General features: G+C 71.4%; 13 protein-coding genes. 4 read left to right on the top strand and 9 right to left on the bottom strand.

Features of this window, described 5'->3' with window-relative positions; all coding sequences use genetic code 11:
* Window positions 1–23: 23 nt before the first annotated feature.
* Both ASF57_RS02515 and ASF57_RS02510 read left to right on the top strand, forming a co-directional pair.
* Entirely contained in the window at window positions 24–665 is a 642-nt protein-coding gene (locus ASF57_RS02515; RefSeq protein ID WP_056479576.1) for a PRC-barrel domain-containing protein, read from the top strand.
* A 20-nt stretch (window positions 666–685) separates the two neighbouring features.
* Window positions 686–931, top strand: coding sequence for a hypothetical protein (locus ASF57_RS02510; protein WP_056479573.1), 246 nt, complete (start codon window positions 686–688; stop codon window positions 929–931).
* A 34-nt stretch (window positions 932–965) separates the two neighbouring features.
* Here ASF57_RS02510 and ASF57_RS02505 read toward each other — a convergent pair whose 3' ends face one another.
* The 3 genes from ASF57_RS02505 to ASF57_RS02495 are packed head-to-tail and all read right to left on the bottom strand — an operon-like array spanning window position 966 to window position 3,179.
* Window positions 966–1,790: a substrate-binding domain-containing protein gene (locus tag ASF57_RS02505; protein ID WP_056479568.1), complete on the bottom strand. Its 825-nt coding sequence runs from the start codon at window positions 1,788–1,790 to the stop codon at window positions 966–968.
* Entirely contained in the window at window positions 1,763–2,479 is a 717-nt protein-coding gene (locus ASF57_RS02500) for an ATP-binding cassette domain-containing protein (protein WP_244476778.1), read from the bottom strand. The genes ASF57_RS02505 and ASF57_RS02500 overlap by 28 nt, the downstream gene beginning before the upstream one ends.
* A gap of 4 nt (window positions 2,480–2,483) precedes the next feature.
* On the bottom strand, window positions 2,484–3,179 hold the full coding sequence (locus tag ASF57_RS02495) for an ABC transporter permease (RefSeq protein WP_056479563.1): 696 nt from the start codon (window positions 3,177–3,179) through the stop codon (window positions 2,484–2,486).
* Window positions 3,180–3,252: 73 nt separating this feature from the next.
* Between ASF57_RS02495 and ASF57_RS02490 the strand changes: the two genes are divergently transcribed.
* Window positions 3,253–4,233, top strand: coding sequence for a substrate-binding domain-containing protein (locus tag ASF57_RS02490; protein ID WP_082503630.1), 981 nt, complete (start codon window positions 3,253–3,255; stop codon window positions 4,231–4,233).
* Here ASF57_RS02490 and glp read toward each other — a convergent pair.
* The 4 genes from glp to ASF57_RS02470 are packed head-to-tail and all read right to left on the bottom strand — an operon-like array spanning window position 4,209 to window position 9,128.
* Window positions 4,209–5,462 carry a gephyrin-like molybdotransferase Glp gene (glp, locus tag ASF57_RS02485; protein WP_056479557.1) on the bottom strand — a complete coding sequence of 418 codons (1,254 nt, stop codon included), beginning with the start codon at window positions 5,460–5,462 and terminating at the stop codon, window positions 4,209–4,211. The genes ASF57_RS02490 and glp overlap by 25 nt on opposite strands.
* Window positions 5,450–5,995: a molybdopterin-guanine dinucleotide biosynthesis protein B gene (mobB, locus tag ASF57_RS02480; RefSeq protein ID WP_056479552.1), complete on the bottom strand. Its 546-nt coding sequence runs from the start codon at window positions 5,993–5,995 to the stop codon at window positions 5,450–5,452. The genes glp and mobB overlap by 13 nt, the downstream gene beginning before the upstream one ends.
* Window positions 5,992–7,965: a molybdopterin biosynthesis protein gene (locus tag ASF57_RS02475; RefSeq protein WP_056480196.1), complete on the bottom strand. Its 1,974-nt coding sequence runs from the start codon at window positions 7,963–7,965 to the stop codon at window positions 5,992–5,994. The genes mobB and ASF57_RS02475 overlap by 4 nt, the downstream gene beginning before the upstream one ends.
* Window positions 7,965–9,128, bottom strand: coding sequence for a molybdopterin-binding protein (locus ASF57_RS02470; protein WP_244476777.1), 1,164 nt, complete (start codon window positions 9,126–9,128; stop codon window positions 7,965–7,967). Before ASF57_RS02470 ends, ASF57_RS02475 begins: the two co-directional genes overlap by 1 nt.
* Window positions 9,129–9,407: 279 nt before the next feature.
* Between ASF57_RS02470 and ASF57_RS02465 the strand changes: the two genes are divergently transcribed.
* On the top strand, window positions 9,408–10,631 hold the full coding sequence (locus ASF57_RS02465; RefSeq protein WP_082503664.1) for a c-type cytochrome: 1,224 nt from the start codon (window positions 9,408–9,410) through the stop codon (window positions 10,629–10,631).
* A gap of 7 nt (window positions 10,632–10,638) precedes the next feature.
* Here ASF57_RS02465 and ASF57_RS02460 read toward each other — a convergent pair whose 3' ends face one another.
* Complete coding sequence (locus ASF57_RS02460; RefSeq protein WP_162241531.1) at window positions 10,639–11,115, bottom strand: GNAT family N-acetyltransferase; 477 nt, start codon at window positions 11,113–11,115, stop codon at window positions 10,639–10,641.
* 36 nt (window positions 11,116–11,151) lie between these two features.
* Window positions 11,152–13,149, bottom strand: coding sequence for a 4Fe-4S binding protein (locus tag ASF57_RS02455; RefSeq protein ID WP_056480189.1), 1,998 nt, complete (start codon window positions 13,147–13,149; stop codon window positions 11,152–11,154).
* Window positions 13,150–13,299: the final 150 nt, after the last annotated feature.

Here is a 13,299-nt window from a genome sequence, read left to right as displayed (position 1 = left end):
CACCTGCTTTCGTGGAGTCTGCGATGCCTACCCAACGCCGGAGCGCCCTGCTCCTCGCCCTGTCCCTGCTGGCGATCCCGGCACTGTCCGGGAGCGGCGCGCATGCACAGCCGGCCGCGGAGGGCGCGGGGGCCGCGCAGCCTCGACCGGGCGGCCTGCGCGGCTCCAAGATCATCGGGCTCCCGGTGGTAGGGATGGATCACGTCCGCGTCGGCTCGATCGACGACGTCCTCATCGGCGACGGGGGTCGGGTCGAAGCAGTCATCATCGGGGTCGGGGGCTTCCTCGGCATCGGCGAGAAGCTCGTGGCGGTGCCTTTCGATAAGGTTGGCTGGAACATGAAGGATGTGCCGCTCACCTCCGGGCCGACCTCGGTGACGACCCCCGAGACGGCCCCGAGCGCCGCGGCTGCGGCCAAGGTCCAGCCCGAGACCATGCCGGGGGCCGACACCACTCGCGAAGTGCTCGGATCGGTCCAGAACAAGCACACCGATCAGGTCAACCCCGCCACCGGGACCATCGACGAGACCAAGAAGCCGACCGCGGGTCGGGCCACCGTCCTGGCCGGCGGCGTCCCGATCGAGGCGGAGGTCCGCATGACCAAGGCCGAACTCACCGCTGCGCCGGCGTACCAATACGGCGCCGCCCGCACGGCCGAGAAGTAGCAGGACGCGAGGAGACCGCAATGACCCAGATCCGCACCCTGACGACGACCGTGGCCCTGTGGACGGCCACTCTCGGTGGCGCACTCGCCCAGCAGACCAACCCGGCGCCGCCGATCCCGGAAAACGGGCCCGCTGGCTCGAACTCCACGGCCGCCAATGCGGCGGCCACGGATTTCAACTGGATCTGGCTGAGCCTGGTGATCGCGGTCATCGCCCTCGGCATCTGGTACGTCGCCCGGCGCCGCCAATCCGGCAACATCCGCTGACCGGACCCGTCGCGCGCGGCGTCACCGCCGCGTGCTACGGCCCGGCATTCGGGAAGAACAGCGGCTTGCCGTCGATCTTGTAGCTGGCGATGGCCGCCTGTCCGTCCTGCGAGACGAGCCAGTCGATGAAGGCCTGACCCTCCTTCGCCTTGACGCCCGGGTGCTTGGCCGAATTGACCAGCATGACGCCGTAGGGGTTGAACAGGCGCTTGTCGCCCTCGACCAAGATGGTGAGGTCGCCCCGGTTCTTGAACGAGAGCCAGGTTCCGCGATCGGCCAGCAGGTAGGCATTCAGGGCCGAGGCGGTGTTCAGGGCCGGACCCATGCCCTGGCCGATGTCGCGGTACCAGTCGCCCTTGACCGCCGGGAGATCGATTCCCGCATCCTTCCAGGTCCGCAGTTCGGCGCTGTGGGTGCCGGAACGGTCGCCCCGCGAGACGAAGGGCGCCTTCGCGGTCGCGAGCTTGCCGAAGGCCGCCACGACATCGCCGCCGCGCACGCCCGCCGGATCGGACTTCGGCCCGATCAGGACGAAATCGTTGTACATCACGTCCCAGCGCCGGGTGGCGAACCCCTCCGCCAGAAACTTCTCCTCGGCAGGCCGGTCGTGGACCAGCACCACATCGGCATCGCCGCGCCGGGCCGCGTCGAGGGCCTGGCCGGTGCCGAGGGCGACCACCTTCACGGCGATGCCGGACTTGGCCTCGAACAGCGGCAGCAGGTGCTTGAACAGGCCGGACTGCTCGGTGGAGGTGGTGGAGGCGACGACGATCGAGGCCGGCTCGGCCCGAACGCCGGAGGCGCCGCCGAGGGCGAACAGGAGGCCGAAGGTTACGAGGCCGCGGCGAAGGATGTCCAAGGGAATTCTCCGGTGATGTAGGCCCGCGTTTCGGGGGCCTCGGGTGATGTGAGAAGCGCGCGTGTCGGGCCCTGCTCGACGGCACGGCCGCGCGCGAGCACCACGACGTCGGCGGCGAGCCGCATGACCTGCCCGAGGTTGTGGGACACGAGCACCACCTTGGCGCCCTGCCGCGCCATCTCGGCGATCAGCCCCTCCACCAGCTCCGTGGCCCCGGGGTCGAGATTGGCGGTGGGCTCGTCGGCGAGCAGCAGGTCGGGCGTGACCGCCCAGGCACGGGCGAGGGCCAGCCGCTGCTGCTCGCCGCCGGACAGGCGCGTCGCCGGCGCGTCGGCCCGGTGGCCGAGCCCGACCCGCACCAGGGCGGCGTGGGCGCGGGCCGCTCGCTCGGTCCGGGACAGGCCGAGGGGGACCAACGCCAGAGCGACGTTGGCCCGCGCGCTCGCCCGCAGCAGGGCCGGCCGCTGGAACAGGTGCGCGCGGCGGACCGGCCCCTGGCTTACGATCAACACCGACCCGGCATCGGGACGCAGTAGGCCGTCGATGACCCGCAGGGTAGCGCTCTTGCCGGCGCCGTTCGGGCCGATCAGCGCGGTGATGCCGGCAGCCGGAATGCGAGCATCGAGGCCGTCCAGGATGCGGGTGCCGTTGCGGGTCAGCACGAGGCCGTCGAGGTCAAGGGCGGGCATCGGCTCAACCATAGGCCCGGAGCGCGTAGCCGCGCAGGATCGCCGCCACGGCGTTGACCAGGACGACGAGGGCGATCAGCACCAGCCCGAGGGCGAGCGCGAGGCTGAGATCGCCCTTCTGGGTCTCCAGCGAAATCGCCGTGGTCATCGTCCGGGTGTGCCCGTCGATGTTGCCGCCCACCACCAGAACCGCGCCGATCTCCGAGATCGCCCGCCCGAAGGCGGCCAGCGCCGTCGTCACGAGGGAGAAGCGGGTGTCGTGGATGAGCGCGAGGGCGCGGCGCGGTGCCGACAGCCCGAGGGAGCGGAGCTGGTCACCGAGATGCGCTTCGGCATCGGCCACGACCTGCCGGGTGAGCGCCGCGACCAGGGGCGTCGCCAGAACGGCCTGCGCCGCCACCATGGCGCCCGGGGTGAACAGCAGCCCGAGGCTTCCCAGAGGCCCCGAACGCGACAGGACGAGGTAGAGCACCAGGCCGACGATCACCGGCGGCAAACCCATGAAGGCGTTCAGGAGCCCGACTAGGATCGACCGACCTGGAAAGCTGGACACTGCCAGGACCGCCCCCAGGGGAATGCCGACGCAGAGCCCGATGGCCACCGCCGTGAGACTGACGCGCAGGGACAGCCAAGCGATCGCGAAGACGTCGCGATCGAGGGTCGTCAGACGCGAGATCGTCTCCTGAAGAGTCTGAAACATCGGGACCGGGCTGCAGGGAAGGTTCGGGGATGATACGGAGAGGACCGAAAGATCAATAGGAAAGACCTTGCCGATGCGGATCGATCTGGAGGCCGATGGGACGTGGCGTAACCTTGCGCTCCGATCGACCTTCGCGGTCCTGGACGCTCTGGTAGGATCGGCGTCGCTGCTGAGCGCGGCGCGAACGCTCGGGATTTCCTACCGCTCGGCCTGGAGCCGGGTGGCCGCCATCGAGGCGGCTCTGGGCAAACCTGTCGCGGTCAAGACCAAGGGGCACGGCACCACGCTGACACCCTATGGCCGCGCCCTGCACGCCGCCCTGTCGGCAACCTATGCGCGGCTCGAGCCTGTGCTTGACGCCGAGTCACAGCGGCTGGAGCAGGCACTTCAAGCGATCGAGACGCCAAAGCCCGTCACGCTCCGGCTGGCCGCGAGCCACGATCCGCTGCTGCTCGGGATCATCGCGCAGCGGTCCGACGTCACGCTCGCGGTCGCCGGAAGCCTCGACGCCCTGGCGCATCTGCGGTCCGGAACGGCGGATGCGGTCGGCTTCCATTACGGCTCCGAGGGGCCGGCACCGGCGCCGTTCGACGCGCTGTTCCGGGATTCAGAATTGACTGTCTGGCCGCTGTTCCGGCGCGAGCAGGGCCTGATGCTTCCGCCCGGCAATCCGCACGCGGTCGCGTCCGTGAGCGACATCGCCCGACTGCGCCTGCGCTTCGTCAACCGCCAGCGCGGCGCGGGGACCCGGATCTGGTTCGAGCGGCTCTGCGCCGAGTCCGGGTTGGAACCCGGCGCGATCCTCGGTGCGGAGACGGAAGAGTTCACCCATCAGGCGGTGGCTGCGCTGATCGCCACGGGCGCGGCCGATGTCGGCATGGGCACGCCGGCGATCGCCGCGCGCTTCGGCCTCGCGTTCCGGTCGGTTGGCTGGGAGACCTACTACCTCGCGGCCCGCATCACCGGCGACGCCGCGGCGCTGTCCAGCCTGCACGCGGAAGCGGCACGGGCGGCTGGGACCACCCTCGGCTACCAGAGCGTGGCGTGTGGATAGAAGGTCAGAATGTCGCCCGGCGCGACGGCGGTGACCGCGTCGGCCAGTTCGACCAGCCCGTCGCTTTCGGTCAGGGAGGAGAGGACGCCCGCCCCATCGCGTGGGTACTTGGCCGCCTCCAGCACGGCGTCGGGCGCCAGCGCCACGCTGACGCGCACGAATTCCCGCCGACCGGCCTTCTTCTTATAGCTGAAGGCCGCCCGGACGGGCTGGCCGATCGGCGGCGGATCGACGGCGCCCCCCAGCCGGGCGAGGAGCGGGCGCACCACGAAGAGCAGAGTCACGTAGACCGCGCCGGGATTGCCCGGCAGCCCGACGAACGGGGTACCGTCCACGACGCCCATCGCCACCGGCCGGCCGGGCTTGATGGCGAGGCGCCAGAACATCAGCGAACCGACGGCCTCGACCGCTGCCTTGACATGGTCCTCCTCCCCCGTGGAGACGCCGCCGGAGGTCAGGATCAGGTGATGATCCCGCGCTGCCTGGCGGAGCCGGGAGGCCAGCACCGCGGGTTCGTCGCGCAGGATGCCGAGATCCGCCACCTCCGCGCCGAGGCGGGTGAGCAGGGTCGCGAGCATCACCCGATTGGAATCGTGGATCGCTCCGGGCGGCAGCGGCCGTCCCGGCTCGGTGAGTTCGTCGCCGGTTGAAAACAGGGCCACGCGCAGGCGCGTCCGCACGGCGATCCTGTCGTGACCGGAGGCTGCCGCCAGGGCCAGGTCCTGCGGACGCAGGCGCCGTCCGGCCGGAACCGCGCAGGTCCCCTGGGCGATATCCTCGCCCGCCGCGCGGGCATTGGCTCCGCGCTTCAGGCCGGCGGGCAGGATCACGGCATCGCCCTCGCGCTGGACGTCCTCCTGCATGAACACCGTGTCGGCCCCGGGCGGCATCGGCGCGCCGGTGAAGATCCGGATCGCGCCGCCTTCGGGCGCGACGGCCTCGGGCGAGGCCCCGGCCGGAAGCCGCCCCCGCACCGGAAGCCGCGTCGCGCCTTCGGGGCTCAGGTCGGCATGCCGCACCGCATAGCCGTCCACGGCCGAGTTCGGAAAGGGCGGCACATCGTGCAGGGCGGTGACGTCCTCGGCCGCGACTCGCCCATCCGCCTGCCCCAGGGGCAGCCATTCGGTACCGGCCAGCACCGGGAGGCGCTCGCCGATCAGCGCCACGGCGTCCTCGATGCGCATCAGCGCGCCACCGAAGGCGAAGCAGTCGTCGGTCAGCTGGGCCATGACTCCTCCAGGCGCGCCAGCGCCGCCGGCATCGGTTCGGCCAAGGCCAGGACCAGATCGGCGATCCGATCGATCGCGTCGAGGTCGACCACCGGGATGGACGCCTCGGGAAATGCCCGATCGCTCGCCACGGCGAGGATGCGGGGATCGTGCGGGTGCATCGGCGGCTGGCCGTTGGCCACGCGGTGGACCTCGAGCTTGGCGTGGGCCTCGCGCTTGAAACCTTCAACGATGACGAAATTGCAGGGTGAGAGCCGGCGCAGCAAGTCGGAGAGCCGCGCTTCTGCCGCTTCCCCGATCTCATGCATCTGGACCCAGCGCCGCGCCGAGGACACGATGACCTCCGAGGCTCCGGCCTCGCGGTGAACGTAGGAATCCTTGCCAGGCCGGTCCACGTCGAAGGCGTGATGCGCGTGCTTGATGGTGGCGACCTTGATCCCACGCGCGACCACAACCGGGATCAGGCGGGACAGCAGCGTGGTCTTGCCCGCGCCGCTCCACCCGGCGAGACCGATGACCCGGGCGGGCGTCACGCGGGTTCCGCGGGCGAGAACCCGGCCTCGCTGAGGAGGGCCCGCGTCTCAGGCTCGCGGAGACAGGCCAGGAAGGCGGCCAAGGCCGGCCGGGCGGCGTGCTCGGCCCGGTAGGCAAAATCATAGCGCTCGTCGGCCAGCGGCAGGAAACCGAGGCCGTAGGCCCGGGCGACCGTCGTGATGGCGACGCCCCAATCGGCTCGTCCCTGCGCCACCGCCGCCGCGACGGCGTTGTGTGAGCGCGGCTGGTTCCAGAAGCCCGGTGGCCGGGCGCCCGCCAGAAGTCCCTCGACCAGGGCCCGCGTCCCGGACCCCGTGTTGCGGTTGACCATGACCATCTCGGGCTCGGCCAGCGCCGCCGCCACGGCCTCGGCGGCCGAGCGGTCCGCGAACAGGGGATGACCGGGCCGGAAGACCACGCCCTGCAGGCGCCCCCAGCCCTCGGCCAGGATCATGCCCGGCCCCAGGAAGGGCCGGTTGTAGGTGCCGGACTCGGGGTCGAGGAGGTGCATCGCCGCGAGGTCGCATTCGCCCCGGCCGAGGGCGGCGAGACCACCGGCGGAGCCGACCCACAGGGTACGAGCCCGATAGCCGCCCGCGGCGAGCCGGCCGACGACCCGGTCGAGGCCGACGCAATGGCTGCCGATGATGGTGAGGTCGGGCGGGCGGATGCCGGCGCCGAGACGCGTGATTGTGACGGCCTCGCCGGCTTCCAGGCCGGAGCGGGCGGCGGGAATGGCGAAGAATCCGTCCGCCTGGGAGAAGGCTGTCACCGAGCCGGACCCCTTCGGCAGCGGCAGGGCGCGCAGGCCGGCCTCGGTTTCGGACAACGCGGTCATGACGAATTCGGTGCGTCCGCGCTCGGAGGCGACGCGCTGGGGCAGGATTGCCGCCACGCTGGCCTCTTCGCGCGGGGGCAGCCCCGCCATGGCACGCACCAGCGGCACCACGAAGTCGTGGAAGGTGAACATCGCCGAAGTCGGGAAGCCCGGAAGCACCACGATCGGGGTGCCCTCCGCCACCGCGAGGCAGAGCGGCTTGCCGGGCTTCAGCGCCACCCCATGGACGAGGATGCCGGGTTCGCCGAGACGCTGGAGGATGCGGTGCGAGACGTCGCCGGCGCCCTTGGAGGTGCCGCCCGACAGGACCACGACGTCGCAGTCCGCCATGGCGGTGCGCAGCGCCGCTTCCAGAGCGACCTCGTCGTCGCGGACGATTCCGAGCGGGCGCACCACTCCGCCGTTCTCGATGATTGTCGCGACGACGATCGGCCCGTTGGAATCGTAGATCGCGCCCGGCGGCAGGGGCTGGCCGGGGGGAACCAATTCGTCGCCGGTGGAGAGCACCGCCACGCGCGGCCGCCGAACCACGTCGATCGATGCCAGGCCGCAGGCGGCCAGCATCCCGATCTCGCGTGCCGTCACCGTCAGACCTCGGCGCAGGACGGTCTCGCCCGAGGCCATGTCGGCCCCGGCATAGCCGATGAACTGGCCGGGCCGCGCCGCAAAGGCGAGGTCGATCGCGAGGCTGTCGGGCTGGAACTCGGTCTGCTCCACCATGACGACGGCGTCGGCGCCGCGGGGAACAACGCCGCCGGTGGCGATCGGCGTGGCCGTGCCGGGCGCCACCGCCAGGGCCGGCGCCACGCCGCAAGCCAGGATCTCGCGATTGAGGGACAGGCGGCGCGGATGGGCTTCGCCGGCCCCTTCGGTGTCGGAGGCCCGCACGGCGAAGCCGTCGACCAAGGCGCGATCGAAGGGGGGCACGTCGATGGGCGAGGCGATGTCGGCGGCCAGGACGCGCCCGACGGCCTCCCCCAGCGCGACGGTCTCGGACCCGAGCGGGGCATGCGGTACGGCAGCCCGGAATCGCTCCAAGGCCTCTTCGCGGCTGACCACGGTGAGGAATTGTTCCTGACGTGCGGCCCTGGCCAGCCTGTCGAGAAACGCCTCGTTGGACGCCGCCCGCATCATAGGGCGAGCCCCGTGAGGGATTGGCCGGCCGGAACGCCTTCGGATTCGGGTCCGACAAGAATTGCCGCATCGGCCTGGATCAGGCTGTGGAGCGGCAGGTCGCTGCTGCCCAGCGGCAGGAAGCCGTCGGGCCTGCGTCGGGCATAGACGACCTCGCTGAGACCGATGGTCGAAGCGATCTTGCGGAGGGTCGGAAGGACAGCCGGCGTGTCCGGCGATGCCCCGGACAGAGCTTCGATCAGCGGCCGGGCAAGCGCCAGGAAGGCGGCGAGTGCCGCGTCGGGCCGCCCGGGCAGAAGCAGGACCGGCCGGTCGCCGACCGTGCCGAATCCGGCCGTCTCCCCAGGCTTCAGGGCGATGCCGTGGGCCTGGACCTTCCCCGCGCGGGACAGGCCGGCCGCGCTGTGATCCTGGCGGCCGAAGCCGGTGCCGCCGAGAACCAGGATGGCATCGCCGGTCTGCTGACGCAGCGCATCGGCGATGGCCTCCGGCGTGTCGGCTGCGATTACGGCGTCGATGCTGGCACCCGCCCGGTCGGCCAGGGTTGCGAGCAGCGGCGACAGGGAGTCGGCTTCGGCAGACCGGACAACGATCAGGCTCAGGCGGGGCCGGCGCAGGGCTACGCTCGCGAATCCGGCCGCCTGCAGCGCGAGCCGGTTCAGGGCCGTGATCCGGTCTCCGACGGAAAGGAGACGCGCACCCGATGCGATCTCCTCACCCGCCCGGCGGACACCTGCACCGGCCGGGGCATCCGCCACCACGACGTCGCCCTCAATCGCTTCGGGCGACAGGATCGTGTCGAGGCCCTCTGGCATCCCGGCGCCGGCCTCGACCCAGATCAGGGGGTGGGGAGCGAGAATCGGCGCGTACGGAGAGGCGCCGACGATCGCCTCGGCGCGCACAGCCCATCCGTCGCGGAGCGCGGTCGGTTGGGCGGGATAAGCTCGCGGCGCTTCGAGGTCGGCCGCGCTGATGCCGCCAAGGGACTCGCCGAGCGGGACCGCCTCGGGCGGGATCGGGACTAGGTTCGCCGTCAGCTGCTGCACGGCCTCGTCAAGCGGCATCAGGGCCGCGGAGGCGGCCCGGTGCGGGGGCGACCCGTGATCCGATGCGGCCGGATCGACCTCCGTCTCGATGGCGCTGCGGGCGTGAGCGATCATGTCCCGAGCGATGCGCTATCGCCGGGCGATGATCAAGCACCTCGCAGGCCTGCCGCGTCACCGGGTCCCGCCCGGGCGCCGCGACATCCTGCGGGCGGATCGTCTAGGCTTGCTGCCTGCACCGCACATCCGGTCTGTGACGAGAGGAATGCCTTGCGGCGTATCGGCCAAGTTTTGGAGCCTGTCGGCAAAGCCACGGCGGGAACCGCTTCGACTTTTCGGACACTCGCCTTCTGCTTGGCGACAACCCTGGCGGTCGGCTTCCCCGCCGAGGCGCAGATGCGCGGGCATGGCGGCCCCGTCCGCGCGCTCGCGGTGGCGCCGGGTGGCGGCCTCGCGATCTCCGGCGGCTTCGATCAGGCCGCCATCCTGTGGGCGATCGACACCGGCACGGCCCTCACCGTGCTACGCTTCCACGATGGGGCGGTGAACGCGGTCGCCGCCCTCCCCGATGGTAGCTTCGTCACGGCGTCGGAGGATGGCCGCATCGCTGTGTGGCGCGCCGGGCAGCCCGAGCCGGAGCGTGTCTTTTCCGAGCATGCCGGACCGGTCGCGGCGCTCGCGCTCTCACCCGACGGCAGCCAACTGGCCTCGGCCTCGTGGGACGGCACGGTCCGCATCCGCCCCCTGACCGGCGGCCCGGCGCGCGTGCTCGCAGGCCATCAGGGCAACGTCAACGCGGTCGGTTTCCTGGCCGATGGACGAACGGTGTCGGCCGGCTACGACACCACGCTGCGGATCTGGCCCCGGGCCGACGACCCGCGGGGCGTGCCGATCGTGCTCACTCTGCCGAGCATCCTGAACGCCCTCGCGGTGACGCCGGACGGGGAGATCGCGGTTGCGGGCGGGGACGCCGTCGTGCGCCTGCTGCGGCCGGATGGGCGCACGCGCGCGGCCGTCGATGTCGGCCCGAACCCGGTGATCGCCCTGGCGCCCTCCCCCGACGGGAGCCGAATCGCCGCCGCCACGGCCGGCGGTGCCGTCGCGGTGATCGACCGGAGCCGGGGCACGATCCTGCATCGCCTCGTTGGACCGGGACTTCCGGTCTGGTCCCTCGCCTGGCGGCCGGACGGACGGGAACTCCTCACCGGCGGCGGCGATCGCCTGATCCGGCGCTGGAACGCCGAGACCGGCGCGCCGATCGGGCCCCTGGCGATGCCGCGTCCGGCCGACGCGCTCGCGGCCTATCACGACGACCGCGGGGCGGAGGTGTTTCGCGCCTGTGTCGCTTGCCACACCCTGACGCCCGAGGACGGCCCGCGCGCCGGGCCGACCCTCGCCGGTATCATGGGGCGCCGGATCGCGACGGCGCCGGGCTACCGCTACTCGGAGGCGCTGAAGGGTATGGATATCGTCTGGGATGCCCGGACCATCGGCCGGCTCTTCGAGGTCGGCCCCGCAAGCTACACGCCGGGCACGCGCATGCCGGAGCAGACGATCACCCGGGCCGAAGACCGGGAGGCCCTGGTGAAATTCCTGGAGAGCGCCACCGCCATCCGGTGAGCCGGCGTCACAGGTCCTTGACCATGTAGCGGGCCTCCGCGCCGTAATCCGCGAGCTTGGCGGCGGAGGTGGCCCCAGGCGCCCGGACCGCGAAGCCGAGGGCCTCCCAGAACCGCACCGACCGGTTCACCGCCACCAGGGCGAGGCGGGCGTATCCCCGTGCGCGAGCCCGCTCGCCCACCATCGCCGCGCCCGTCCGGGCGTGACCGTTCTTCGCCGCGGCGGGCGCGATGCCGAGATCATGCAGGTAGACGCTGTTCGGCTTATCCAGGGTCGCGAGCGGCCGGTTGAGAGCCGGAATCGACCCGAGCGGCCAGGGATAGGCGATCGCGTAGCCGGCGATTCCCGTTTCGCGATCGCACAAGGACAGGCACAAATCGGTGCCCCGGGCGAGCCGTTCGCCGAAATGCACGGCGTCCTCGGGATGGTCGGGAAACAACCGGTCGGCCAGGGCCACCACCGGCGCGAGGTCGCCCGTGTCCATGCTGCGCCAGCGCCGTACCTGCATCCGATGACGGGCCTAGATCGCCCCACCCCGGGCGGCGCGCTCGCGCAGGTAGTCCTCGGTGGTGCGCGGACGGTCGCGTTCCGGTCCGGCATGCGGATCGAAGCCCTGGTTGACCGCGACCTCGACGCGACAATCCTCGCACATCATCAGCGCCTGGACGCGTGCCTCGCCGGCTTCGCCCCGGAACATCCAGTGGCGGTCGCGCAGCTTCTCCACCACCCGCTCGATGGTGCTGCGGGTCCCGAACGGCTTGGCGCAGGTGATGCAAGCGAAGGGCTCCTCCTCCTTGACCACCCGGCGCGGCGCCTTCCAAGCCTCGAAATCGACGCCCGGCCGGAGATCGATCACGTTTTCCGGGCAGGTGTTGGCGCACAAGCCGCACTGGACGCACAGGCTCTCCTCGAATCCGAGGAACGGGCGGTCGGCGCTGTCGGACAGGGCGTGGGTGGGACAGGCGCCGACGCAGGCGAGGCAGAGGGTGCAATCGTCGGTGCGGAAATGCAGGCCGCCGAACGGCGCGCCCGCGGCCAGATCGATCCGCGCCACCGGCGCGGGGGCCGCTGCATGCATTTCGTTGAAAGCGAAGCGCAGCACCTCGCGCTTTCCGCCCACCGGCATGAAGCGTGAGGGCGCCTGCGCCGACACGCCGGCAATCCGAACCGCCAGGGCCTCACCCAGGGCGTCGGGGTCGTCAGTCTCGATCAGCGAGACGACAGGGTCTCCGCCCTCGCCGCCATAGCCGAGGCCGCGAGCCAGGGTGTCGCCGAGGGCGACCGCGCGGCGCAGGCTGTCGAGATCGTGCTTGGGGCGGGCACGGGCGAGGATGCGCACCCCGGCGGCGCCATAGGCGAAGAGGGCGGCGAACGCCTCGGGACCGAGCTGGGTGATTTCGTTGACCCGGACCGGGAGGATCGCGGCGGGCAGTCCAGTGCCGTGGCGCGCGAGCGCATCGATCAGCGGTTCACCGTGCTCGCCGTCGTGGAACAGGACCACCGCGTCGCGACCGCCCGCGGCCCGGTAGGCCCCCATCAGGGTGCGCAGACGGCGCATGAGCGCGTCGGCCGGCGGCAGCGCATAGGCGGCCGCTCCCGTCGGGCACACGGAGGCGCAGTTGCCGCAGCCGGCACAGATGTAGGGGTCGATCGCAACCGTATCGCCCGCCGGCGAGATCGCGCCGGTCGGACACACCTCGAGGCAGCGGGTGCAGCCGGTGATGCGCGAGCGCGAATGGGCGCAGAGCTCGGCATGGAAATCCACGAACCGCGTCTTGTCGAAGGTGCCGACGAGGTGCGACGCCTCGGCGATCACCCGCTCGACCGCCGCCCGATCGCGCGGGTCGGCCCGCAGGTAGCCGAGGCGGAGCTCATGGGCCGGAAACAGAGCCGTGCCGCCGCCGACATCGACGACGACGTCGCAGGTGGAGTTCGCTCCATGACGGCCGGGTCCGAACACGAGGTGCGAACGTGAGGACGGAGCCGGCAGCGCATAGTCGTCGATGCGCAGATCGAAGGCACCGAGACGTCCCTTCGCGCCCACGATGGTACCCTTCACCACCGGGAAGTCGTTGCGCTGTGGCGGTTCGACGTCCTCTGGCCGGCTCAGCAGAACCGTGACGTCGAGATGCTCAGCGAGCCGCCGCCCGACCTCGATCGCGGTGGCATTACGCCCATAGATCAGGGCGACACCCTGGCTCTCGATCGGCACCGTGGCGGCATCCGGCACGGGCTCGGCGCAGGCGGCGAGGAGGGCCGCCATTTTCGGGCCGGCCTGATCGGCCTCGGTGGACCAGCCCGCATTCTCGCGGATCTTGGCGTAGGAGACCCGATCGTCGGCACCCAGTTCGGAGGCGACCTCGTCGAACAGCGGCGATTGTAGGGTGCACGAGACCGTCACCGGTCGCCCGGATTGCAGGGCGGAGCGGAACCGGTCGAGTTCACGGCCGCAGAGCTGGTCGGCGGTCTTCACGTCGCCTGAACAGCCCCGCCCGATCGTGCCGGCATCGAGCGGCATCGTCTTTTCGCAGGAGCAGGCGAACACGATACGATCGGACAAGAACAGACCCTGAATTCAAGTGCTCGGGAACGGGCGGGAGCGGATCGGACCGACACCGGGCGGCATCACTGCCCCTTCGCGTCCGGCTCCGTATCTTATATACTCAAA

Origin of the sequence: Methylobacterium sp. Leaf117 (assembly GCF_001422985.1) — a bacterium.
GTDB lineage: Bacteria > Pseudomonadota > Alphaproteobacteria > Rhizobiales > Beijerinckiaceae > Methylobacterium.
The sequence above is the reverse complement of the archived record's forward strand: the minus strand, read 5'-3'. Positions and strand labels throughout refer to the sequence as shown.

Excerpts from the sequence above, each read along its gene's own strand:
- ASF57_RS02515 (WP_056479576.1), top strand. The coding sequence starts at position 24 with ATGCCTACCCAACGCCGGAGCGCCCTGCTCCTCGCCCTGTCCCTGCTG.
- ASF57_RS02510 (WP_056479573.1), top strand. The coding sequence starts at position 686 with ATGACCCAGATCCGCACCCTGACGACGACCGTGGCCCTGTGGACGGCC.
- ASF57_RS02500 (WP_244476778.1), bottom strand. The coding sequence starts at position 2,479 with ATGCCCGCCCTTGACCTCGACGGCCTCGTGCTGACCCGCAACGGCACC.
- ASF57_RS02495 (WP_056479563.1), bottom strand. The coding sequence starts at position 3,179 with ATGTTTCAGACTCTTCAGGAGACGATCTCGCGTCTGACGACCCTCGAT.
- ASF57_RS02490 (WP_082503630.1), top strand. The coding sequence starts at position 3,253 with ATGCGGATCGATCTGGAGGCCGATGGGACGTGGCGTAACCTTGCGCTC.
- glp (WP_056479557.1), bottom strand. The coding sequence starts at position 5,462 with ATGGCCCAGCTGACCGACGACTGCTTCGCCTTCGGTGGCGCGCTGATG.
- ASF57_RS02475 (WP_056480196.1), bottom strand. The coding sequence starts at position 7,965 with ATGCGGGCGGCGTCCAACGAGGCGTTTCTCGACAGGCTGGCCAGGGCC.
- ASF57_RS02470 (WP_244476777.1), bottom strand. The coding sequence starts at position 9,128 with ATGATCGCTCACGCCCGCAGCGCCATCGAGACGGAGGTCGATCCGGCC.
- ASF57_RS02465 (WP_082503664.1), top strand. The coding sequence starts at position 9,408 with ATGCGCGGGCATGGCGGCCCCGTCCGCGCGCTCGCGGTGGCGCCGGGT.
- ASF57_RS02460 (WP_162241531.1), bottom strand. The coding sequence starts at position 11,115 with ATGGACACGGGCGACCTCGCGCCGGTGGTGGCCCTGGCCGACCGGTTG.
- ASF57_RS02455 (WP_056480189.1), bottom strand. The coding sequence starts at position 13,149 with ATGCCGCTCGATGCCGGCACGATCGGGCGGGGCTGTTCAGGCGACGTG.